Here is a 21,378-nt window from a genome sequence, read left to right as displayed (position 1 = left end):
TCGCGGCGCGTCAAGACAGGCGCCGTGATCGAACAAAGGAAGACAACGTGGCACGTTATACCGGCCCGAAGGCCAAACTTTCCCGCCGTGAAGGCACCGACCTGTTCCTGAAGAGCTCGCGCCGTTCGCTGGCCGACAAGTGCAAGCTGGACAGCAAGCCGGGCCAGCATGGCCGCACCTCGGGTGCCCGCACCTCCGACTACGGCAACCAGCTGCGCGAAAAGCAGAAGGTCAAGCGCATCTACGGTGTGCTCGAGCGCCAGTTCCGCCGCTACTTCGCTGAAGCCGACCGCCGCAAGGGCAACACCGGCGAAAAGCTGCTGCAACTGCTGGAATCGCGTCTGGACAACGTGGTGTACCGCATGGGCTTCGGCTCGACCCGCGCTGAAGCGCGTCAGCTGGTGTCGCACAAGGCGATCCTGGTGAACGGCCAGGCCCTGAACGTGCCGTCGGCCCAGGTCAAGTCGGGCGACGTGATCTCCATCCGCGAGCAGTCGAAGAAGCAGGTGCGTATCGCTGAAGCTCTGTCGCTGGCCGAGCAGTCGGGCTTCCCGACCTGGGTTGCCGTGGACGCCAAGAAGTTCGAAGGTACCTTCAAGCAGGCTCCGGATCGCGCCGACATCGCCGGCGACATCAACGAAAGCCTGATCGTCGAACTGTACTCGCGTTAATCCGCCGGACCGCCGAACAGAACGGTTCGAGCTTGCGATTCCCGCAAGGCCTCTCTTACAGCCCGCCGCGCTATATGCGCGGTCGGGCTTATTGCCCATCGCGCGATGGGTCTTTCAGGTTCCAAACGTCAGCCTTATCGGTGTAACGAGCCGAGGGTATTGAAAAGGACAACCTAATGCAAACAGCACTCCTCAAGCCAAAAATCATCGCCGTCGAGCCGTTGGGCGATCATCACGCCAAAGTCGTGATGGAGCCGTTCGAGCGCGGCTACGGCCATACGCTCGGTAACGCCCTGCGTCGCGTGCTGCTGTCATCGATGGTCGGCTATGCCCCGACCGAAGTGACGATCGCTGGGGTGGTCCATGAATATTCCACCATCGACGGTGTGCAGGAAGACGTCGTCAACCTGCTGCTCAACCTGAAGGGTGTCGTGTTCAAGCTGCACAACCGCGACGAAGTCACGGTTTCGCTGCGCAAGGACGGTGAAGGCATCGTAACGGCGGCCGATATCGAGCTGCCGCACGATGTCGAGATCATCAACCCGAACCACGTCATCGCCCACCTGTCTGCCGGCGGCAAGCTGGACATGCAGATCAAGGTCGAGCAAGGCCGCGGCTACGTGCCCGGCAACGTGCGCAAGTTCGGCGACGAGTCGAGCAAGGTGATCGGCCGTATCGTGCTGGACGCCTCGTTCTCGCCGGTGCGCCGCGTGTCGTACGCCGTCGAGTCCGCTCGCGTGGAGCAGCGTACCGACCTGGACAAGCTGGTGATGAACATCGAAACCGACGGCGTGATCTCGCCCGAGGAAGCGATTCGCCAGTCGGCCCGCATCCTGGTTGACCAGCTGTCGGTGTTCGCCGCGCTGGAAGGCACCGAGTCCGCCGCCGAGGCCGCTTCGAGCCGCGCACCGCAGATCGATCCGATCCTGCTGCGCCCGGTCGACGACCTGGAGCTGACGGTGCGTTCGGCCAACTGCCTGAAGGCCGAAAACATCTACTACATCGGCGACCTGATCCAGCGTACCGAGAACGAGCTGCTGAAGACCCCGAATCTGGGTCGCAAGTCGCTCAACGAGATCAAGGAAGTCCTCGCCTCGCGTGGCCTGACTCTGGGCATGAAGCTCGAGAACTGGCCGCCTGCAGGGCTGGACAAGTAATTGCGGCGCGAGGCCCTGGCCTCGCGTTGCGGTAACCGCCCCGGTTTCGGCCGGGGCATGTATGACTACCGGCCCGCGTCCCGAGGTTTGCGCCAGGGGGCGATAGAAGAGCTGGTCAAACACTTCATCTGAAAGGAATCATCATGCGTCACCGTCATGGTTTGCGGAAACTGAACCGCACCTCGTCGCACCGTCTCGCGATGCTGCGCAACATGTCCAACTCGCTGTTCCAGCACGAGCTGATCAAGACCACCCTGCCCAAGGCCAAGGAACTGCGCAAGGTTGTCGAGCCGCTCATCACGCTGGCCAAGAAGGACACCGTTGCCAACCGCCGTCTGGCTTTCGCCCGTCTGCGCGACCGCGACATGGTCACGAAGCTGTTCAACGAACTGGGCCCGCGCTACAACGCTCGTCCGGGCGGCTACACCCGTATCCTGAAGTTCGGCTTCCGTCAGGGCGACAACGCGCCGATGGCGCTGGTCGAGCTGGTGGATCGTCCGGAAATCACCGAAGCTCCGGCCGAAGAAGCCGCTGAGTAAGGTCGAGTTCCAGCCCGTCTTCCGACGGGTTCGGACACACCGCTTACAATCGAGCCAGGCAATTTGCCTGGCTCTTTTGTTTTGTGCGCCAGGATTCGGAGGGGCCGCATGAAAGCCAGTGCCAGTTCACAACACGCCGCCGAGGGCGACGATGCGGCGGTCATCGCCGTACTGACCAACCTGCCCGATGCGGACACCGCGACGCGGCTTTCACGGGCCTTGCTCGAGGCGCGTGTGTGCGCGTGCGTGAACCGTCTTGCTCCGGTGCAATCCGAGTACTGGTGGCAGGGCAAGCTGGAGCAGGCGACTGAATGGCCTCTGCTGGCCAAGACGACGCGGGCGCGCTATGCGGCGCTTGAGGCGGTCATCCGGGCGAACCACCCCTATGATGTGCCCGAGATCATTGCGTGGCCCATCAGCCAGGGTTTCGTGGGTGCGTGACGAAGTCGCCTGCGCCGTGGATGGTGCGGAATGAAAGCAGCGCCCCGCGTTACGAAAGTGACTGAAAAGATTCGGGACGGTCTATGAATATGGGTTTTGCTCTCTCCGAGCGATCAAACCGGTTGAGCTGGGCGCGGCATATTGCCGCAGTGCTGGCGATGATGGTGGCCTGGCTGTGCCTGGCTGCCGGTGCCAACGCGGCCACGGAAGAGGACTTCCTGCCGCCCGAGCAGGCCTTCCGCTTCGCCGCCCGGCAAGTGGACGCACGGACCATCGAAATCCGCTTCGACGTGGCCAGCGGGTACTACCTGTACCGCGAGCGCTTCGCCTTTGCCGTCCAGCCCGAAGCCGTACGCCTGGGCCAGCCCGAATTTCCACCCGGCAAGGTCAAGTTCGATGAGACCTTCGGCAAGGAGATGGAAACCTATCGCGACACCGTCGTCATCCGCGTGCCGGTGGAGTCTGCGCCCGCCGACGGCAAGTGGTCGCTGGTCGTGACGTCTCAGGGCTGCGCCGACAAGGGGCTGTGCTATCCGCCGATGGAGAGCGTCTACAAAGTGGGCGCCGTGTCGCTCGGCAGCCTGTTCGGCGGCACCCCGCGCAGCGAGTCGACGACTCCGCCGCGGGCTGTTGAGCCGGGTATCGCCGGTGCCACGCCCGCCGCACGCATCGACGAGAACGATCGCATTGCCGGTGTGCTTGCCAGCCGCAACCTCGGCATCGTCGCGGCACTCTTCTTCGGCCTGGGCCTGCTATTGACCTTCACGCCCTGCGTCCTGCCGATGGTACCGATCCTGTCGTCCATCGTGGTCGGGGAGCACGCCACGCGCAGTCGGGCGCTGGTGGTATCGCTGGCTTATGTCCTCGGCATGGCCGTGGTCTACACGGCGATCGGCGTGGCCGCGGGCCTGCTGGGCGAGGGCCTGGCCGCCGCCCTGCAGACGCCCGCTGTGCTCGTCGCGTTTGCAGGGTTGATGGTGGCACTCTCGCTGTCGATGTTTGGCCTCTATGAACTCCAGGTGCCGCAGCAGTGGCAGAACCGCCTGACGGCCACGTCGAACCGCCGGCGCGGCGGCCAGGTGGTCGGAGCCGCGGCCATGGGCGCGATCTCCGCGCTGATCGTGGGCCCTTGCGTGACGGCGCCACTGGCTGGTGCGCTGGCCTATATCGCCCAGACGCGCGACGCGCTGACCGGCGGCAGCGCGCTGCTGGCCATGGCGCTGGGCATGGGGGTTCCGCTGGTGCTGGTCGGGGTCGGCGCGGGCAATCTGCTGCCGCGCGCGGGGCGCTGGATGGAAGCCACCAAGCGCTTCTTCGGATTCCTGCTGCTGGGTGTGGCGATCTGGATGGTGACGCCCGTGCTGCCGGCATGGCTGATCATGGCGTTGTGGGCGGCGCTGTTGCTCGTGGCGGCGGTATTCCTTGGCGCGTTTGATGCACTGGGTGCTGAAGCGCGCGGCGTGGCACGGCTCGGAAAGGGGCTTGGCGTGCTGGCGGCGCTCGCTGGCGCCATCTTGCTACTGGGCCTGGCCTCTGGCGGACGCGATCCGCTGCAGCCGCTGGCGCATCTGAACCTGGCGCGCGTGACCGGCGCCCCGGCAGAAGCACCCGCCGGTCCTCAGGCGGTGCGTTTCGAGCGGGTCCGAACCGTGGCGGAACTCGATGCGCGCGTGGCGCAGGCCGCAGCCGCAGGCAAGCCAGTGCTGCTCGATTTCTACGCAGACTGGTGTGTGAGCTGCAAGGAGATGGAGCGCATGACGTTCACCGATACCCGTGTGCGTTCGCGCATGTCGGAGATCGTGCTGCTGCAGGCCGATGTCACGGCCAACAACGCCGACGACAAGGCTCTGCTCAAGCGCTTCGGCCTGTTCGGGCCGCCTGGCATCATCCTGTTCGGCGCCGACGGCCGTGAACGGCCGGTGCGCGTGATCGGCTACCAGTCCGCCGGTCGCTTCCTCGAAAGCCTGGAGCGCGCGCTTGGCACGCGCCCCAGCACCTGAGCACTAGCGCTCCAACTGCCGCCCGAGCGCCCACACGGCGCCTAGTACCACCACGACCGCGCCCATCAACCCAAGCGACCACCAGAAGCCGTCGGGCTCGCGCAGCCACGGCATGCGTTCGAAGTTCATGCCGAAGACGCCGGTGATCAGCGTCAGCGGCATGAACAGCGCGGTGATCAGCGTCAGCGTGCGCATGGTGCGGTTGGTCCGGTGGGCCACCGCCGAGAAATGGATCTGGACGGCGGACTCGATCGAATCCTCCAGTCGCCGCGCGTGCGCCAGCACGCGCTGGATGTGCTCCATCAGGTCGTTGATGCGTACCAGCAGCATCTCATCGCGGCCTGGCGCCTTGCCGGCGGGATCGGTCGGGTCGCCGCTGTAGCGGTTGTCCAGGACGCTGTCGCGGAATTCCTGCAGGGCATCGCGCTGCTCTTCGCTCAGGTGCTCCAGCTTGCGCAGCTGGATGCGGGCATCGAGCAATCCTTCCCAGCTTGAAAAACTGCGGCGCGAATTGAGCAGCGCGCGCTGCCAGCGGTCCAGTTGCCGTGTGAGCGGCGCGCGCAACTCCAGGTAGCGGTCGACCATGGCGTTGAGCAGGCGCAGCATCAGGTCTTCGGGCCGGCTCGGCGGCCGCACGCCGTGCAACAGCGGCGCCTGTCCGTTTGCCCGGGGCGCGGCTTGTGGCCTTGGCGCCTGGCAAAGCTCCAGCAGGCGCTGGCGTACCTGGTCGATCGTGCGCGACGGACCGGGCCGGACGGTGACCAGCACATTGTCGAAGACGAAGAACGTGACCGGTTGCGTGTCGATCCGGGCCAGTGCCGGCAGGAAGCCGGGCGGATGGCGGCGCGGCTTTGGCGCGGCCCCGGCGGGAGCCGGTGCCGAACCTTCAGCCTCGGCAATGGCGCGGCTGGTCTCGAAAGTCAGCTTGCGGAAGATCACCATGTCGTACGCATGCGTCGTATCGAAGTACGACGGATGCGCGGTGTTGGTGGCGTCTACCAGATGCAGGTCCAGGATAGGCGCGCCGGTGAGCTGCCGCACGCTCTCGCGCCAGCTTTCCGGGGCCGCCGCGACCTCTTCGATCGGAAAATCGGCCCAGACGAAGCGGGCCGACGCGCTACCGGCGAGGAACGTGCCCGCCTCGGCCAGCGAGGCGAGCGGGTGAACCTGGCTGGCCGAGAAGCCTAGCAGCTCCATGTGGGCGACGTCGCTTCAGCCGGCAAGCAGGCGCGCGGCATCGCGCGCGAAATAGGTGAGGATGCCGTCGGCACCGGCGCGGCGGAAGGCCAGCAGCGATTCCATCATGACCTTGTCGTGGTCCAGCCAGCCGTTTTGCGCGGCGGCCTTGAGCATCGCGTACTCGCCGCTGACCTGGTAGACGTAGGTCGGGAAGCGGAACTCGTCCTTCACGCGGCGCACGATATCCAGATAGGGCATGCCGGGCTTGACCATCACCATGTCGGCGCCTTCCATGATGTCCTGGGCGACTTCGCGCAGGGCCTCGTCGGTGTTGGCCGGGTCCATCTGGTAGGTCATCTTGTTGCCCTTGCCCAGGTTGGCGGCCGAGCCCACGGCGTCGCGGAACGGGCCGTAGAACGCCGACGCGTACTTGGCCGAGTAGGCCATGATGCGCGTGTGGATGTGGCCTGCATCCTCCAGCGCCAGGCGCACGGCGCCGATGCGGCCGTCCATCATGTCGGACGGGGCGACGATATCCACGCCGGCTTCGGCCTGCACCAGCGCCTGGCGGACCAGGATCTCGACGGTCTGATCGTTGATCACGTAGCCGTTCTCGTCGAGCACGCCGTCCTGGCCGTGGCTAGTGTACGGATCGAGCGCCACGTCGGTGAGCACGCCAAGTTCGGGGAAGCGGTCCTTCAGGGCGCGCACCGCGCGCGGAACGAGCCCTTCGGCGTTAGTCGCTTCAATGCCGTCAGGGGTCTTCAGAGAGGGATCGATGACCGGGAACAGCGCGATGACCGGAATGCCCAGCTTCACGCAGTCTTCCGCCACCGGCAGCAGCAGATCGACGGAAACACGCTCCACGCCCGGCATGGACGCCACGGACTGGCGCTGGTTCTGCCCGTCCAGGATGAAGACTGGGTAGATCAGGTTGTCCGGCGACAGGCGGTGCTCGCGCATCAGGCGCCGCGAGAAGTCATCGCGACGCATGCGGCGGGGACGGTACTCTGGAAAGGCAGACATGGCAGCTTGAAGGGGGAGTTCAGGGAGGAATTATGCGCAAAGCGGCTCGTCCCCGGCGGGCGGCGGACGCGCCGGAGCGCGTAATGCAGAAAAACTAAACTTTTGAGTGTGCCCGCTATCATACTCGCGGACACCTTGCGTTGCGCCTCGCGCGGCGCGGTGTCCCCCGCTACTCCTCCCTGAGCGGGTACCCGCCCTGACCGGCGGGAAAGTTCGTCCCCGTTGCTTGCAACGGGGCTTTTTTTGTCCGTGCGAAACGCGTGCGTTACTCGGGCTTGCGTTGCTCGGAGGTGCCCGGCTCCGCAGGTGGCTGAGCCGGCGTCTGGGGTTGCGCTTCGGGCAGCGACAGCCAGCCTGCGATGACGCGCTGCGCTTCTTCGATGCCGCGGCGCTTCAGGCTGGAGAACAGCTGCGCGGTGAGCGGCACCGGCGTGCCCAGTTGCTCCGAGTAGCCGGCCAGGATCTGCCGCGTCTCGCGCAGGGCCTTGGCGTTTTCGCTGTTGGTCAGCTTGTCGGCCTTGGTGAGCAACACGTGAATCGGCTTTCCGGTGGGCAGGAACCACTCCACCATCTGGCAATCGAGATCGGTGAAGGGGCGGCGCGCATCCATCATCAGGATCAGGCCGGACAACTGGGTGCGGCTCTGCACGTAATCGCTGAGCAGTCCTTGCCAGTGGAACTTGGCGGAGCCCGAGACCTCTGCGTAGCCATAACCCGGCAGGTCGACCAGGAAGGCAATCGGATCCGGCGCCTTGACCGGGGCCACCGTGAAGTAGTTGATATGCTGCGTGCGTCCCGGCGTGCGCGACGAAAAGGCCAGGCGCTTCTGGTTGCACAGGATATTGATGGCCGTCGACTTGCCGGCGTTGGAACGACCGGCGAACGCGACCTCCGGCACCGCGGTGGCGGGCAGGTCGCGCAGGTGGTTGACGGTCGTGAAGAAACGGGCCTGGTGTAGGAGGGACATGCGTCGAAGCGGGTGGGGCGGGTAGTTGCGGCCGGCGCGAATCGCGCGGGAGTGCAACGACGGTCACGCCGAGGTGGTAAGGCTGGCGGCACGGAATCGGCCAGGCCACCGGAGGTTGATCTTGCACAGGCACAGGGCGGCCATGGCATCAATCCGGCACATTATTTATTGTACAATACGCCGGTTTACGGTCTCCTGAACGGGTGGCGCAGGGCATCCATGGCCGCGTTGCCGGTGACCCGATCCATCCGGACGGGAGCCGTGTTTGCCGTTTCATCGCGAGCGGCGCCAGGAAAGGCGGGGTCTGCTGCCTGGCGCACCGGTCAACCCGGAATTTCCGGTTGCCACGACCACGATGCCAGGCCTTGCAAGGGTGCGTCCTCACCGCCCGCAAAGCGCCTGCCGGCATGCACTACGGTATTCAAAAACAATTCAGACAAGGTGTGCGAATGAACCGCATTGCGAAGCTTCTGGGTGTCCTGGTGCTGGCCCTGCCTGCAACCGCCATGACCGGTCTGGCTTTTGCCTCCGAGCAAGCCGCCGTGAAGGCGGATCCGGCAAAGGGCGAAACGCTTTATACGCAGGGTGCGCCCGATCGCAATGTTCCCGCCTGCCTGAGCTGCCACGGCGCCAACGGCAACAGCGGTGCCGCCGCTAATCCCAAGCTGGCGGCGCAGCATCCTGAATACGTCCACAAGCAACTCGCCAACTTCAAGGACAAGTCGCGCAACAACGCGATCATGTCGCCGCTGGCTGGTTCGCTGAACGATCAGGAAATGAAGGACATCGGCGCCTATCTCGCCAAGCAGCCGATCAAGCCGGCCACGGCCAAGAACAAGGACACCATCGAGGCAGGCCAGAAAATTTACCGCGCCGGTATCGCCGCCAAGGGCGTGCCGGCCTGTGCCGCCTGCCATGGCCCCACCGGCGCCGGCATTCCGGCCCAGTACCCGCGCATTGGCGGCCAGTGGTCCGATTACACCGAAGCCCAGCTCGTGGCATTCCGCCAGGGCACCCGCAAGAACAATCCGGTGATGACAACGATCGCCGCCAAGATGTCGGACGCCGAGATCAAGGCCGTGGCGGACTACGTCGCCGGCGTTCGCTAAGTCGTTCCGCGCCGGCCCGACGGTTGGCCTGCCGCTCCGCGCATGCGGAGCATGAAGCAGGATGCAACCGATGGCCTCGGCAACAATCGAAGAGGGTGGCCTGCTTGCAAAGCATGTCCACCCTTTTTTATTTCAAAGCTTATTGCTGCACATCACATGTCGACCGCTTCCACTTCAGGCCTGCACCTGAAGACCCCACACCGCGTGTTGCGCGACGCGGTCGAATTGTTGTCCTCGATGCGCTTTGCGATCACCCTGCTGACGGTGATCGCCATTGCCAGCGTGGTCGGTACCGTACTCAAGCAGAACGAGCCGTACCCGAACTATGTGAACCAGTTCGGGCCGTTCTGGGCCGATGTCTTCCACGCATTGTCGCTGCAGAAGGTCTATGGCTCGTGGTGGTTCCTGCTGATCCTGGCCTTCCTGGTCGTGTCGACGTCGCTGTGCCTGGTGCGCAACGCGCCCAAGATGATCGTCGACATGCGCTCCTGGAAGGATCATGTGCGCGAGCGCAGCCTGCGCGCCTTCCACCACCGCGGCGAATTCGAGGCGGCACGTCCGCGTACCGAAGCCGTCGCCCGCGTGAATGCGCTGCTGCAAAACCGCGGCTACCGCACCCGACAGGTCGAGCATGAGGGCGCGACGCTGCTGGCCGCAAAGGCCGGTGCGGCCAACAAGCTCGGCTATATCCTGGCGCACACCGCGATCGTGGTGATCTGCATTGGTGGCCTGCTCGACGGCGACATGCTGATCCGCGCCCAGATGTGGTTCGGCGGCAAGACGCCGATCCGCGGCAACGCAGTCATCAGCGAGATTCCGCCGGAGCATCGCCTGTCGGCGGCCAACCCGGGCTTCCGGGGCAATGCCTTCGTGCCCGAAGGCTCGACCGTATCCACGGCCATCCTGAACATTGCCGATGGCGCGCTGGTACAGGACCTGCCGTTCAACATCACGCTCAAGAAGTTCACGGTCGATTTCTACCCGACCGGCATGCCCAAGCTGTTCGCGTCGGATGTGATCGTGACCGACCGCGCCACCGGCAAGCAGACGCATGCGACGGTGAAGGTCAACGAGCCGCTGATCGTCGATGGCGTGGCGATCTACCAGTCGAGCTTCGAGGACGGCGGTTCGCAGTTGAAGTTCGTTGGCTATCCGATGCAAGGCAACAGCCACGGCACGTTCCCGTTCGCCGGTACCGTCGGTGGCAACACGCCGCTGACCACCACGGGTACGGCGGCCGACAAGGACGGCCTGACGGTGGAGTTCAGCGACTTCCGCCTGATGAATATCGAGAACGTCACCGATGCCTCGGGCAAGCCCGATGCACGTGGCGTGGCGCGCAAGTCGTTCAACGAGACGCTCGAGTCGCACCTCGGCGCCGCGGCCAACACGCAGAAGGAAAAGACGCTGCACAACGTCGGCCCGTCGGTGCAGTACAAGCTGCGCGACCGCAATGGCCAGGCGCGCGAGTACAACAACTACATGGTGCCGGTGCAGCTCGACGGCCAGTCCGTGTTCCTGGCCGGCATGCGGGAGTCGCCGAACGAGCCGTTCCGTTACCTGCGCATCCCCGCCGACGACCAGGGCAGCGTGGCCGACTGGATGCGCCTGCGCGCCGCCCTGCAGGACCGCGGACTGCGTGGCGAGGCGGCACGCCGCTTCGCGCTGGCGTCGATGCCCGGCGCGGATAAGGCCGACCTTCGCGGCCAATTGGCGGAAAGCGCCCTGCGCGCGCTGGACCTCTTTGCCGGCGCCACCCGCCCCAGCCCGGACGCTCCGCCGGGCGGCTTCACGGCGATCGCCGCGTTCCTCGAAAAATCGGTCCCGGCGGCAGAGCAGCAAAAGGCAGCCGATGTCCTGCTGAAGATCCTCAATGGCTCGATGTGGGAACTGTGGCAACTCGCCCGCGCGCAGGACAAGCAGCCGGTGGTGCCCAACAGCGCCCAGAGCGGGGCGTTCCTGCAGCAGTCGATCAACGCCCTGTCGGACAGTTTCTTCTATGGCGCGCCGGTTTTCCTGCAACTCGACGACTTCAAGGAAATCAAGGCCAGCGTGTTCCAGATGACCCGTGCGCCGGGCAAGAACATCGTGTATCTTGGCTGTCTGCTGCTGGTGCTGGGCGTGTTCTCGATGTTCTATATCCGGGAGCGCAGAGTGTGGGTCTGGATCAAGGATCCTGGACATCATGCGGATGCCACTGCACCGGCCGCGCCAACGGCGCCATCCGATGCGGCAGTGCCTGGCAGCCATGTGCTGATGGCCATGTCGACCCAGCGCCGCACCCTGGACTTCGAGAAGGAATTCGTCGCCTTGCGCGACGACATCGGCCGCGCGGCCGGGGCCGACCAGGAGGCCCCGGCGCAGGCGCAGCATTGAACCCGTCGGGCCGGGCGGTGGCGATCCTCGCCAGCCGCCGCCCGGCCTTCGTTGCGCAGCCAAAGGCTGTGCGCAGATCGCAGGTAACGCTATGTCTTCAAACGTGAACCAGGCCGCCCGGCCGGCCATGCGGCCGGCAACCCCTGCCGCTTCCGGCGCCGCGGACGAGGCCTATCTTGAACCTTCCTTCCTGCGCCGCCTCACGTGGCTCGACTGGGCCTTTGCGGTGCTGCTCGCGGTCGGTGCCGGCGTGGCGCTGTCGCGCTATGGCCAGTGGATGAACGGCTATGACAAGGCCGTGCTGATCGCGTCGGTGCCGACGTTCGCTCTGCTCGGCTGGCACTGGAAGCCGGTGCGAGCCCTGATGCCTGGGCTGGCCATCCTGGCGCTGTTCGCCGTGCAGCTCTATCAGGGCCAGCTCGCGCGGGCCGACCAGGCTTTCTTCCTGAAGTACTTCCTGTCGAGCCAGTCGGCCATCCTGTGGATGAGCGCGCTGGTGTTCCTGTCCACGCTGTTCTACTGGGTGGGCCTGGCGACGCGCTCGGCCACCGGCTACAGCATCGGCAGCAAGCTGTGCTGGGCGGCCGTGGTACTAGGCTTCACCGGTTTGCTCGTGCGCTGGTACGAGTCGTACCTGATCGGCACGGACATCGGGCATATCCCCATCTCGAACCTCTATGAAGTGTTCGTGCTGTTCACGCTGATCACGTCGCTGTTCTACCTCTACTACGAAGGGCGCTACGCCACGCGCGCGCTCGGCCCGTTCGTGATGCTCGTGGTATCGGCCGCGGTCGGCTTCCTGCTGTGGTACACGGTCAGCCGCAATGCGCAGGAGATCCAGCCGCTGGTGCCGGCGCTGCAAAGCTGGTGGATGAAGATCCACGTACCGGCCAACTTCATCGGCTATGGCACGTTCGCGCTGGCGGCGATGGTCTCGGTGGCCTACTTGCTCAAGCAGCGCGGCATCCTGGCCGAGCGCCTGCCCTCGCTCGAAGTGCTGGACGACGTCATGTACAAGGCGATCGCGGTCGGCTTTGCCTTCTTCACCATCGCGACGATCCTCGGCGCGCTCTGGGCTGCCGAGGCCTGGGGTGGCTACTGGAGCTGGGATCCGAAGGAGACCTGGGCCCTGATCGTCTGGCTGAACTACGCGGCATGGCTGCACATGCGGCTGATGAAGGGACTGCGCGGCACGGTGGCGGCATGGTGGGCGCTGACGGGCCTGCTGGTGACTACCTTTGCCTTCCTCGGCGTCAACATGTTCCTGTCGGGCCTGCATAGTTACGGCGAATTGTGATGACTGCGCTGCTTGCGTAGCGAAAAAACCTGTCCGATGGGCAGGTTTTTTTTGCCCTCATGGAATAAAGGCATCACATCCGGTGTTTACTTGAGGAACGGTGCCGGCTGGCGGCACCGGTCCGCATGGAGAAAAACATCATGGCAAGTCTGCGTCGTCCTATCGCTGCATCGCTGGTTCGTCCTGCCGCACTGGCCCTTGGCTGTGCATCCGTCCTGCTGGCCGCCTGTTCGGGCATGGGTGGCATGGGCGGTGCCGGAAGCATGCCTCCCACCGTCAAGGTGACCGACGGCGTGCTGACCGATCCGCAAGGCCTGACGCTGTACACGTTCGACCGCGATATGAAGGACAGCGGCAAGAGCGCCTGCAACGGCCCATGCGCGACCAACTGGCCGCCGCTGATGGCGGCACCCGGCACCGCTGCTTCGGGCAGCTACACCATCATCACGCGTGATGATGGCGGCAAGCAGTGGGCCTACCGCGGCATGCCCCTGTATCGCTTTGCCAAGGATGCCAAGCCCGGTGACCGCGTGGGCGACAACGTCAACAACGTCTGGCACGTCGCCAAGCCCTGACGGTCAGCAACGGATTGAGTCCGGCACGGCATGGACGGGTTTGAAGGCCAGCTGGTAGCGCTGGCGCCGCGGCTGCGGCGCCACGCGCGTGGCCTGACCAGGGACGCGGCGCTGGCTGACGACCTGGTGCAGGACACGCTGGAGCGCGCGTTGCGCTACCGCTGGCGTTTTCGCTTGCGCCCGGGAGCGTGGTGGGGCGATGGCGCCGATGGCCTGCTGCCCTGGCTACTCACGCTGATGCACCGCTTGCGCCTGAACACGGTGCGGCGCAAGGAGTTGGTGGTGAGCACCGAGACCCTGCCGGACGTCAGTGCCCCGGTTACCGACCCCGGCCTGCGGCGCGACTTGCTGCAGGCGCTCGCGGAACTGCCCGAGGCCCAGCGCGCGGTGTTGTTGCTGGTCAGCCTTGAGCAGTTCACCTATGCCGAGGCCGCACAGGTGCTGAATGTTCCGGTGGGCACCGTGATGTCCCGCCTGGCACGAGCGCGCGAGCACATGCGCGCCCTCCTGGACGGCGCGCGTCAGCCGGCACCGGCCGCGGAGGCCGGTACGACGCTGCAGCGAGTGAAATGATGTCCCCGATCCACGAAGCCGACCTGCATGCCTACGCCGACGGCCAACTGAGCGGCCGCCGCCGCGCGGCCGTGGAGGCGTATCTGGCTGAACGGCCCGAGGTTGCGGCACGCGTGGCGGCGTGGCGCCGCCAGGGCGAGGCATTGCATGGCGCGCTCGATGGCGTGCTCAATGAGCCTGTGCCACTCGCGGCCTTGCCGGAACCGCTGCGCGATGGCACCCCGAGGCGAGATGGCGCAGGCAGTGGCTGGCGCACGGCATGGATCGCCGCGTGCGCCTCGGTTGCCTCGCTGGCCATGGGCGGCGCGGTTGGCTGGCTCGCGCACGGCCGCATGGCTGATGGTGTCAGCGTGGCCATGGCGCCGGGCGAGCGCTTCGCGCGCGACGCGTTGGTGTCGCACGTGGTCTATGCGCCCGAAGTCCGCCATCCTGTGGAGGTGCCGGCCAGCGACGAAGCCCATCTGATCGCATGGCTGTCCAAGCGGCTCGGCGCTCCGCTTCAGGTGCCGGACCTGCGTCCGCAGGGTTTTCACCTGATCGGTGGCCGCCTAGGCGTGGCCGAAGGCGGCCCATCCGCCATCCTGATGTACGAATCCGATGACGGTACGCGCCTGTCGCTGCAGCTGCGCCGCATGGCGCAAGGCACGCCAGATACCGGCTTCCGACTTGAGCGGATGCCCCAGGCTGCTCCCGCCAAGGGGGCCGGCGCCATGGCGTTCTACTGGATTGACCGCAGCCTGGGCTTCGCGCTGGCCGGGCAGGTCGATCGCGCGCGGCTGCTGACCGTGGCGCAGTCCGTGTACCAGCAATACCAGGGCCAGGGAGGATAGGCATACCGGCCTCGAACCCACAGCAAAAAGACTGTCAGGAATGGCCTGCACTATCCGACCAAGGGAAAGTCCAATTCCCGGGCCGTTCGAAGCATCAAGGATCAACCATGCTGATTCCCTCCCCGAAGTGGTTGCGCGGTGACGATATCGCCGCCTCCGACATCACGCCGCGCCACGTGTTCGCCGCACGTCGTCGGCTGCTGGCGCTCGCGGCTGCCGGTACCGCCGGTACCGCGCTGGGCCCGTGGTTTGCGCGCGAAGCGCGCGCCCAGCAGGGCCAGCACGGGGCGAAGCTGGCTGCCACCGTCAACAAGGCCTACGTCGTGACGGAGAAGCGCACGCCCTTCGAGGACGTGACGACGTACAACAATTTCTACGAATTCGGCACCGACAAGTCCGACCCGTCGCGCAACGCCGGCACGTTGCGGCCACGCCCCTGGCAGGTGGCGGTGGAAGGGCTGGTGAAGAAGCCCAAGGTCTACGACCTCGATGAGCTGCTGAAGCTTGCGCCGATGGAAGAGCGCGTCTACCGCCTGCGCTGCGTGGAGGGCTGGTCGATGGTGATTCCGTGGATCGGCTATCCGCTGGCCGAGCTGATCCGGCGCGTGGAGCCGCAGCCGGGTGCGAAGTACGTGCAGTTCATCACGCTGGCCGACAAGAAGCAGATGCCCGGCGTCAGCAGCTCGGTGCTGGACTGGCCCTACAGCGAAGGTCTTCGTATGGACGAGGCCATGCACCCGCTCGCGCTGCTGACGTTTGGTCTCTATGGCGAAGTCCTGCCGAACCAGAACGGCGCACCGGTGCGCATGGTGCTGCCGTGGAAGTATGGGTTCAAGAGCGCCAAGTCGATCGTGAAGATCCGCTTTCTCGACAAGCAGCCGCCGACGAGCTGGAACCTGGCGGCGCCGCAGGAGTACGGCTTCTACTCCAACGTAAACCCGGAAGTGGATCATCCACGCTGGAGCCAAGCCACCGAAAGGCGCATTGGCGAGGACAGTGGCGGTGGCGGCTTTGCCGCGTTGTTCGCGCCCAAGCGCAAGACGTTGCCGTTCAACGGCTACGGCCAGCAGGTGGCGTCGCTGTATCAGGGCATGGATCTGAGGAAGTTTTTCTGATGGGCCGCGCTGACATGACGGTCTCGCAGTCGGCTTCACCGCGTACGGCGGGCGCGGCACCGGGCGGCAATTCCAGCGGTCTGGCAGCGCTGCCGCAGTCGCAGGTGCGCATCATCAAGGTCGCCATCTGGCTGCTGGCGATGCTGCCTTTTGTGCGTCTGCTTTACCTCGGCGCGACCAGCCAGTTCGGCGCGAACCCGCTGGAGTTCGTCACGCGATCCACCGGCACCTGGACGCTGGTGATGCTGTGCGTGACGCTGGCGGTTACGCCGCTGCGCCGCCTGACAGGCTGGAACTGGCTCGTGCGGATGCGGCGTATGCTGGGCCTGTTCGCGTTTTTCTATGGCCTGCAGCACTTCCTGCTGTGGATCGGCGTCGACCGTGGGTTTGACCTCGCCTACATGCTGAAAGACGTGGCCAAGCGGCCGTTCATCACGGTGGGCTTCACGGCCTTTGTGCTGATGATTCCGCTGGCGCTGACGTCGACCAACGGCATGGTGAAGCGTCTGGGCGGCAAGCGCTGGCAGGCGCTGCACAAGTCGGTGTATGCGATCGCGGTGCTGGCCATCCTGCACTACTGGTGGCATAAGGCCGGCAAGAACGACTTTGGCGAGGTGTCGATCTACGCCGCGGTGGTATTCGTGCTGCTCGGGCTGCGCCTGTGGTGGCGCTGGAGGCCGGCCGCCCGCTGATGGGGCGGGCCGGGACCGCGGGCAGAATCAGTCCTGCAGCAGGCGTTCGTCGCGGAACAGGTCTTCCACCAGTTCGCGCTCGCGCACCACGCGGACCTTGTTGCCGTCGACCATGACTTCGGCCGCGCGCGGACGGGTGTTGTAGTTGGAGCTCATCGTGAAGCCGTAGGCACCCGCCGACATCACCGCCAGCAGATCGCCGGGCTGCACGGCCAGCGCGCGGTCGCGGCCGAGCCAGTCGCCCGATTCGCACACGGGGCCCACGATGTCGTAGGTCACCGCCGGCGCGCTGCTGGCCAGCACCGGTTCGATACGGTGGAAGGCCTCGTACATGGCCGGGCGCGCCAGGTCGTTCATCGCGGCATCGACGATGCAGAAGTTTTTGGCCTCGCCGGGCTTGAGGAATTCCACCTGGGTCAGCAGCACCCCGGCGTTGCCGACGAGCGAGCGGCCCGGCTCGAACAGCACTTCACGATGACCATGGCCGCGTGCCGCCACGCGATCGAGCAGCGTGGTGGCAAAGGCCGTGATGTCCGGCGGGGTCTCGTCGTCGTAGGTGATGCCAAGGCCGCCGCCGACGTCGATGTGCTCGAGGACGATGCCCTCGCGCTCCAGCGCTTCGACCACGTCGAGCACCTTGTCGAGTGCTTCCAGGTACGGCGCGACTTCGGTGATCTGTGAACCGATGTGGCAGTCGATGCCGGTGACTTCGATATGCGGCAGTGCCGCGGCCGTGCGGTACGTGGGCAGCACCTGCTCGAACGCGATGCCGAACTTGTTGCCCTTCAGGCCCGTGGAGATGTACGGGTGCGTCCTGGCATCGACATCCGGGTTGATGCGCAGCGACACGCGCGCGCGCTTGCCGACCTGTCCGGCCACCGCATTGAGGCGATCCAGTTCGGGGATCGACTCGACGTTGAAGCAGCGCACGTCATGCGCCAGCGCCAGTTCCATTTCCGCCGCGCTCTTGCCTACGCCCGAGAACACCACCTTGCGCGGATTGCCGCCGGCGGCCAGCACGCGCTTGAGTTCGCCGCCCGAGACGATGTCGAAGCCCGCGCCGAGTTTGGCGAAGACCTGCAGGACCGCCAGGTTCGAGTTGGCCTTCATGGCGTACTGTACCTGCGCCTTGCGGCCCTGGCAGGCGGCGGCGTAGGCCTGGTAGGCGGCCGTCAGCGCCGCGCGCGAGTACACGTAGGTCGGCGTGCCGAACTCTGCGGCGATCTGTGCCAGCGGTACCTGCTCGGCAATAAGGGCGCCGTCCTGGCGATGGAAAAATGCGGTCATGGTTACCTGGTGGTGGGGGCGTCGGACTCGGACTTGCCCGGGGGCGTGGCGGGGGCTGCCGGGACCGGCAGCGTCGCGTCGGCATGGCCGAGGCCCGGGTCGGGCACCGCCGGAGCGGTCGGCTCAGGCGGCCGCTTGGGCATGGTCAGCGGCCCGCGAATGCCGCATCCGCCCAGCAGGGGCATCGCAAGGCCGGCGGCAAACGCCGATACAATCGCAACACGACGGAGCATCGGGTCGTCCTTGAAAGCGGTTGGGAAAGCTGTCGGACCGGCAGCTGGCGTGTCGTACGCGGCCGCCGCCAGAGTTCCAGGGCATGGCCGGAATCCGGAAATCCTCAACAAAAAAGCCGGTCACTGCAAGTGCTCCATGCGATGTCCCCCGTGGCATGGCAAGGCGGACAGCGCTGGCGCCGGCGGTCTTGGAGTTTAGCATGCCCCCCTTGAGCGAAAGCGAGTTCCTGGCCCTGGCGGCCAGGGAGCTGGACCGCATCGAAGCCACGGTGGAAGCCGCAGCGGACGCGGCCGACGCCGACATCGAAATCAGCCGGACCGGCAACGTGATGGAACTGGAATTCGAGAACGGCTCCAAGATCATCATCAACAGCCAGGCGCCGATGCAGGAGCTGTGGGTTGCGGCGCGTTCGGGCGGCTTCCATTTCCGCCGCGATGGCGAGCGCTGGGTCGATACGCGCAGCGGTAACGAGCTGTACGCCGCGCTGTCCGGCTACGTGAGCCAGCAGGCGGAAGCCACGCTCAAGCTCGGCTGACGCGCAGCGAAGCGAGTCGCCCAATGAAAAAGCCGGCCCAGTGTGGCCGGCTTTTTCTTGCCTGGTTGGCCGCGCTCAGGCGCCGCCGAACATCTCCAGGATCTTCTTCTTCTCTGCCTCGACATCGGCCGGCGAACGCGTGCTTTCCTCCGGCTTGCCCGGCCACGGATCGCCCAGGCCGACCGAAGCCACGCCGGCGCCGCTGGCATTCTCCTCGAAGGTCCAGTCGCCGCCAGCCATGACGACGCCTTCCGGCGCCGGCCGTTCGGGACTTTCCGGCACGCCCTTGAGCATCTTGCCCATGTAGCCAACCCAGATCGGCAAGGCCAGGCCGCCACCGGTCTCGCGCACGCCCAGGCTCTTGGGCTGGTCGTAGCCCATCCAGGCGATCGCCACCAGGTTTGGCGTGTAGCCGGCGAACCAGGCATCCACGGCATCGTTGGTCGTACCGGTCTTGCCGGCCAGGTCGTTGCGGCCCAGGCGCTGCTTGGCGGCGTTGGCCGTGCCCATGCGCACCACGTCGCGCAGCATGGTGTCGGCGATGAACGCCGTGCGTGCGTCGAGCACGCGCACCGCATCGCTGCCGGCACGTTGCGGCTGCGTTTCGGAGAGCACCTTGCCGCGCGCATCGACCACCTTCTGGATCAGGTACGGGTTGACGCGGTAGCCGCCGTTGGCGAAGACCGAGTAGGCGCCCGCCATCTGCAGCGGCGTGACGCTGCCCGCGCCAAGCGCCATCGGCAGGTAGGCCGGATGCTTGTCGGCCTCGAAGCCGAAGCGGGTAATGAAGTCCTGCGCGTATTGCGTGCCGATCGCACGGAGGATGCGCACCGACACCAGGTTCTTCGACTTGGCCAGCGCGCGGCGCATGGTCATGGGGCCTTCGAACTTGCCGTCATAGTTCTTCGGCTCCCACACCTGGCCGCCCGTGTCCGGGCCGATCGTCAGCGGTGCGTCATTGATGACGGTGGCCGGAGAGAAGCCCTTTTCCAGTGCGGCCGAATAGATGAACGGCTTGAAGCTGGAACCAGGCTGGCGCCAGGCTTGCGTCACATGGTTGAACTTGTTGCGGTTGAAGTCGAAGCCGCCGACCATCGAGCGGATCTCGCCATCCTGAGGATTGATCGAGACGAAGGCCGCCGAGACTTCGGGGAGCTGCGTCACCGTCCACTGGCCCTTTTCGTCCTGTGTCACGCGGATGATGGCGCCGGGGCGGATCTTGGTCTTCGGTTGCGCGTTGGCCGACAGCGACGGCGCGATAAAGCGCAGCGCCGAACCTTCGATGGTGGCCACCTCGCCCGACAGCAGCGTGGCTTGCACCTGGCGCGACGACACGCTCGTTACCACGGCGGAGCGCAGGTCGTCGCTGCCCGGGTGCTCGACCAGCGCGTCGTCGATGGCCTGCTCGCGGTCAGCCTGGTCCGAGGGCAGGTCGATAAAGGCTTCCGGGCCGCGGTAACCGTGCTTGCGCTCGTAGTTCATGATGCCCGCGCGTACCGACTCGTACGCGGCGTCCTGGTCGGGCTTGGTCAGCGTGGTGTAGACCGTGAGTCCGCGCGTGTAGGTTTCCTCGCGGTATTGCGCGTACATCAGCTGGCGCACGATCTCGGCCACGTACTCGGCGTGCGTCGAGAACTCGTTGCCTTCCGTGCGGACCTTCGGCGCTTCGCGCAGGGCCTGGTCATACTGCTCGGGCGTGATGTAGCGCAGGTCGCGCATGCGCTGCAGGATGTACTCCTGGCGTACCTTTGCGCGCTTGGGGTTCACCACGGGGTTGTAGGCGGACGGTGCCTTGGGCAGGCCGGCCAGCATCGCGGCCTCGGCCGGCGTGACGTCGCGCACCGACTTGCCGAAATAGACGCGCGCGGCGCTGTCGAAACCGTAGGCGCGCTGTCCCAGGTAGATCTGATTCATGTACAGCTCGAGGATCTGGTCCTTGGACAGGTTCGCCTCGATCTTGTACGCGAGCAGCATCTCGTAGATCTTGCGCGTGTAGGTCTTCTCGCTGGACAGGAAGAAGTTGCGCGCCACCTGCATGGTGATCGTCGAAGCGCCTTGGGACAGCCCGCCGCGCAGGTTGGCCAGGCCCGCCCGCATCACGCCGACGAAGTCCACGCCGCCGTGCTCGTAGAAGCGGTCGTCCTCGATCGCCAGCACGGCCTTCTTCATCACGTCGGGGATCTCGGCGATGGGCACGAAGTTGCGGCGCTCCTCGCCGAACTCGCCGATCAGGACGTTGTCCGCGGTGAAGATGCGCAGCGGAATCTTGGGCCGGTAGTCCGTGATGGTATCGAGCGACGGCAGGTTGGGCGCGGCCACCAGCAGCGCATAGCCCAGCAGCAGCGCGACCGCCACGATGCCAGCGACGATCAGGCCGACCACCCAGAACGTGAGCCGTGCCCAGAGCGGGCGGCGGGCAGGGAGGGACGGCTTCTGTTGTGCTGTGGCCATAAGGGAAAAACCTAGTCAGGAGTGCGGGGGATTATATCTTCCGGGATAGCGGCGACTTCCCATGCAGTGGCGCCAGCGACGCTACTGCGCTGTTACAAGATGTAATGTCCTGGATACCGGCAGTTTGCGCCGAACTACGAGCAGAAAAAAGGCTGGGATGGGAACCCGACGACCGTGGGGTTTTGGCAACGCTTTGTAGGAGCCGTCGCAAAAATAAAAGCGTGGCCAGACCGGCACATTGCCAGCACTGCCGCTTTTTGTGAGAATCGCCCAACATAAAAGAGCAAAAACGTTTCATCGAGAAACATGGCTCGCCCGATTAGA

The 21,378-nt window shown here is 65.7% G+C and carries 20 protein-coding genes; 14 read left to right on the top strand and 6 right to left on the bottom strand.

Going from position 1 to position 21,378, the window contains the following annotated elements; translation table 11 throughout:
* Window positions 1–47: 47 nt before the first annotated feature.
* The 5 genes from rpsD (at window position 48) to dsbD (ending at window position 4,808) form a co-directional block, all read left to right on the top strand.
* On the top strand, window positions 48–671 hold the full coding sequence (gene rpsD, locus ACIGJC_RS14465) for a 30S ribosomal protein S4 (RefSeq protein ID WP_483709637.1): 624 nt from the start codon (window positions 48–50) through the stop codon (window positions 669–671).
* Between the two features lie 176 nt (window positions 672–847).
* Window positions 848–1,828 (top strand): DNA-directed RNA polymerase subunit alpha, encoded by a 981-nt coding sequence (locus tag ACIGJC_RS14460; protein ID WP_011299297.1) that lies wholly within the window; start codon window positions 848–850, stop codon window positions 1,826–1,828.
* Window positions 1,829–1,971: 143 nt separating this feature from the next.
* Window positions 1,972–2,367: a 50S ribosomal protein L17 gene (rplQ, locus tag ACIGJC_RS14455; protein ID WP_130393142.1), complete on the top strand. Its 396-nt coding sequence runs from the start codon at window positions 1,972–1,974 to the stop codon at window positions 2,365–2,367.
* Between the two features lie 108 nt (window positions 2,368–2,475).
* Complete coding sequence (cutA, locus tag ACIGJC_RS14450) at window positions 2,476–2,808, top strand: divalent-cation tolerance protein CutA (protein ID WP_483709636.1); 333 nt, start codon at window positions 2,476–2,478, stop codon at window positions 2,806–2,808.
* A gap of 83 nt (window positions 2,809–2,891) precedes the next feature.
* Entirely contained in the window at window positions 2,892–4,808 is a 1,917-nt protein-coding gene (gene dsbD / locus ACIGJC_RS14445; RefSeq protein WP_483709635.1) for a protein-disulfide reductase DsbD, read from the top strand.
* Window positions 4,809–4,811: 3 nt separating this feature from the next.
* On the opposite strand, the gene ACIGJC_RS14440 is transcribed toward dsbD, so the two are convergent.
* From ACIGJC_RS14440 to yihA, 3 genes are all read right to left on the bottom strand, one after another.
* On the bottom strand, window positions 4,812–6,005 hold the full coding sequence (locus ACIGJC_RS14440; protein WP_483709634.1) for a magnesium transporter CorA family protein: 1,194 nt from the start codon (window positions 6,003–6,005) through the stop codon (window positions 4,812–4,814).
* 15 nt (window positions 6,006–6,020) lie between these two features.
* Window positions 6,021–7,013 (bottom strand): porphobilinogen synthase, encoded by a 993-nt coding sequence (gene hemB / locus ACIGJC_RS14435; protein ID WP_483709633.1) that lies wholly within the window; start codon window positions 7,011–7,013, stop codon window positions 6,021–6,023.
* 265 nt (window positions 7,014–7,278) lie between these two features.
* Window positions 7,279–7,980 (bottom strand): ribosome biogenesis GTP-binding protein YihA/YsxC, encoded by a 702-nt coding sequence (yihA, locus tag ACIGJC_RS14430; protein WP_483709631.1) that lies wholly within the window; start codon window positions 7,978–7,980, stop codon window positions 7,279–7,281.
* Between the two features lie 449 nt (window positions 7,981–8,429).
* On the opposite strand from yihA, the gene ACIGJC_RS14425 reads away from it, so the two are divergent.
* The 8 genes from ACIGJC_RS14425 (at window position 8,430) to msrQ (ending at window position 16,547) form a co-directional block, all read left to right on the top strand.
* On the top strand, window positions 8,430–9,089 hold the full coding sequence (locus tag ACIGJC_RS14425; protein WP_483711561.1) for a c-type cytochrome: 660 nt from the start codon (window positions 8,430–8,432) through the stop codon (window positions 9,087–9,089).
* A gap of 156 nt (window positions 9,090–9,245) precedes the next feature.
* Complete coding sequence (locus tag ACIGJC_RS14420) at window positions 9,246–11,465, top strand: cytochrome c biogenesis protein ResB (protein ID WP_483709629.1); 2,220 nt, start codon at window positions 9,246–9,248, stop codon at window positions 11,463–11,465.
* Window positions 11,466–11,556: 91 nt separating this feature from the next.
* On the top strand, window positions 11,557–12,762 hold the full coding sequence (gene ccsB / locus ACIGJC_RS14415) for a c-type cytochrome biogenesis protein CcsB (RefSeq protein ID WP_483709628.1): 1,206 nt from the start codon (window positions 11,557–11,559) through the stop codon (window positions 12,760–12,762).
* A gap of 140 nt (window positions 12,763–12,902) precedes the next feature.
* Complete coding sequence (locus tag ACIGJC_RS14410) at window positions 12,903–13,337, top strand: COG4315 family predicted lipoprotein (RefSeq protein WP_483709627.1); 435 nt, start codon at window positions 12,903–12,905, stop codon at window positions 13,335–13,337.
* 30 nt (window positions 13,338–13,367) lie between these two features.
* On the top strand, window positions 13,368–13,910 hold the full coding sequence (locus ACIGJC_RS14405; protein ID WP_483709626.1) for an RNA polymerase sigma factor: 543 nt from the start codon (window positions 13,368–13,370) through the stop codon (window positions 13,908–13,910).
* Window positions 13,907–14,740: an anti-sigma factor family protein gene (locus ACIGJC_RS14400; protein ID WP_483709624.1), complete on the top strand. Its 834-nt coding sequence runs from the start codon at window positions 13,907–13,909 to the stop codon at window positions 14,738–14,740. The genes ACIGJC_RS14405 and ACIGJC_RS14400 overlap by 4 nt, the downstream gene beginning before the upstream one ends.
* 107 nt (window positions 14,741–14,847) lie before the next feature.
* Window positions 14,848–15,855 (top strand): protein-methionine-sulfoxide reductase catalytic subunit MsrP, encoded by a 1,008-nt coding sequence (gene msrP / locus ACIGJC_RS14395; RefSeq protein WP_483709622.1) that lies wholly within the window; start codon window positions 14,848–14,850, stop codon window positions 15,853–15,855.
* Window positions 15,856–15,869: 14 nt separating this feature from the next.
* Window positions 15,870–16,547, top strand: a complete 678-nt coding sequence (gene msrQ / locus ACIGJC_RS14390) for a protein-methionine-sulfoxide reductase heme-binding subunit MsrQ (RefSeq protein ID WP_483711560.1) — start codon at window positions 15,870–15,872, stop codon at window positions 16,545–16,547.
* 27 nt (window positions 16,548–16,574) lie between these two features.
* On the opposite strand, the gene lysA is transcribed toward msrQ, so the two are convergent.
* On the bottom strand, window positions 16,575–17,834 hold the full coding sequence (lysA, locus tag ACIGJC_RS14385) for a diaminopimelate decarboxylase (protein ID WP_483709620.1): 1,260 nt from the start codon (window positions 17,832–17,834) through the stop codon (window positions 16,575–16,577).
* A gap of 2 nt (window positions 17,835–17,836) precedes the next feature.
* Window positions 17,837–18,067 carry a hypothetical protein gene (locus tag ACIGJC_RS14380; RefSeq protein WP_483709619.1) on the bottom strand — a complete coding sequence of 77 codons (231 nt, stop codon included), beginning with the start codon at window positions 18,065–18,067 and terminating at the stop codon, window positions 17,837–17,839.
* 200 nt (window positions 18,068–18,267) lie between these two features.
* Here ACIGJC_RS14380 and cyaY point away from each other — a divergent pair, with 200 nt between their 5' ends.
* Window positions 18,268–18,603, top strand: a complete 336-nt coding sequence (cyaY, locus tag ACIGJC_RS14375; protein ID WP_483709618.1) for an iron donor protein CyaY — start codon at window positions 18,268–18,270, stop codon at window positions 18,601–18,603.
* A 75-nt stretch (window positions 18,604–18,678) separates the two neighbouring features.
* Here the strand turns inward: cyaY and ACIGJC_RS14370 are convergent, their stop codons facing one another.
* Complete coding sequence (locus ACIGJC_RS14370; RefSeq protein WP_483709616.1) at window positions 18,679–21,054, bottom strand: penicillin-binding protein 1A; 2,376 nt, start codon at window positions 21,052–21,054, stop codon at window positions 18,679–18,681.
* Between the last annotated feature and the right edge of the window lie 324 nt (window positions 21,055–21,378).

The sequence above is a fragment of the Cupriavidus sp. C3SS-1 genome (assembly GCF_057073755.1).
This window is presented reverse-complemented; position numbering and strand designations above follow the sequence as displayed.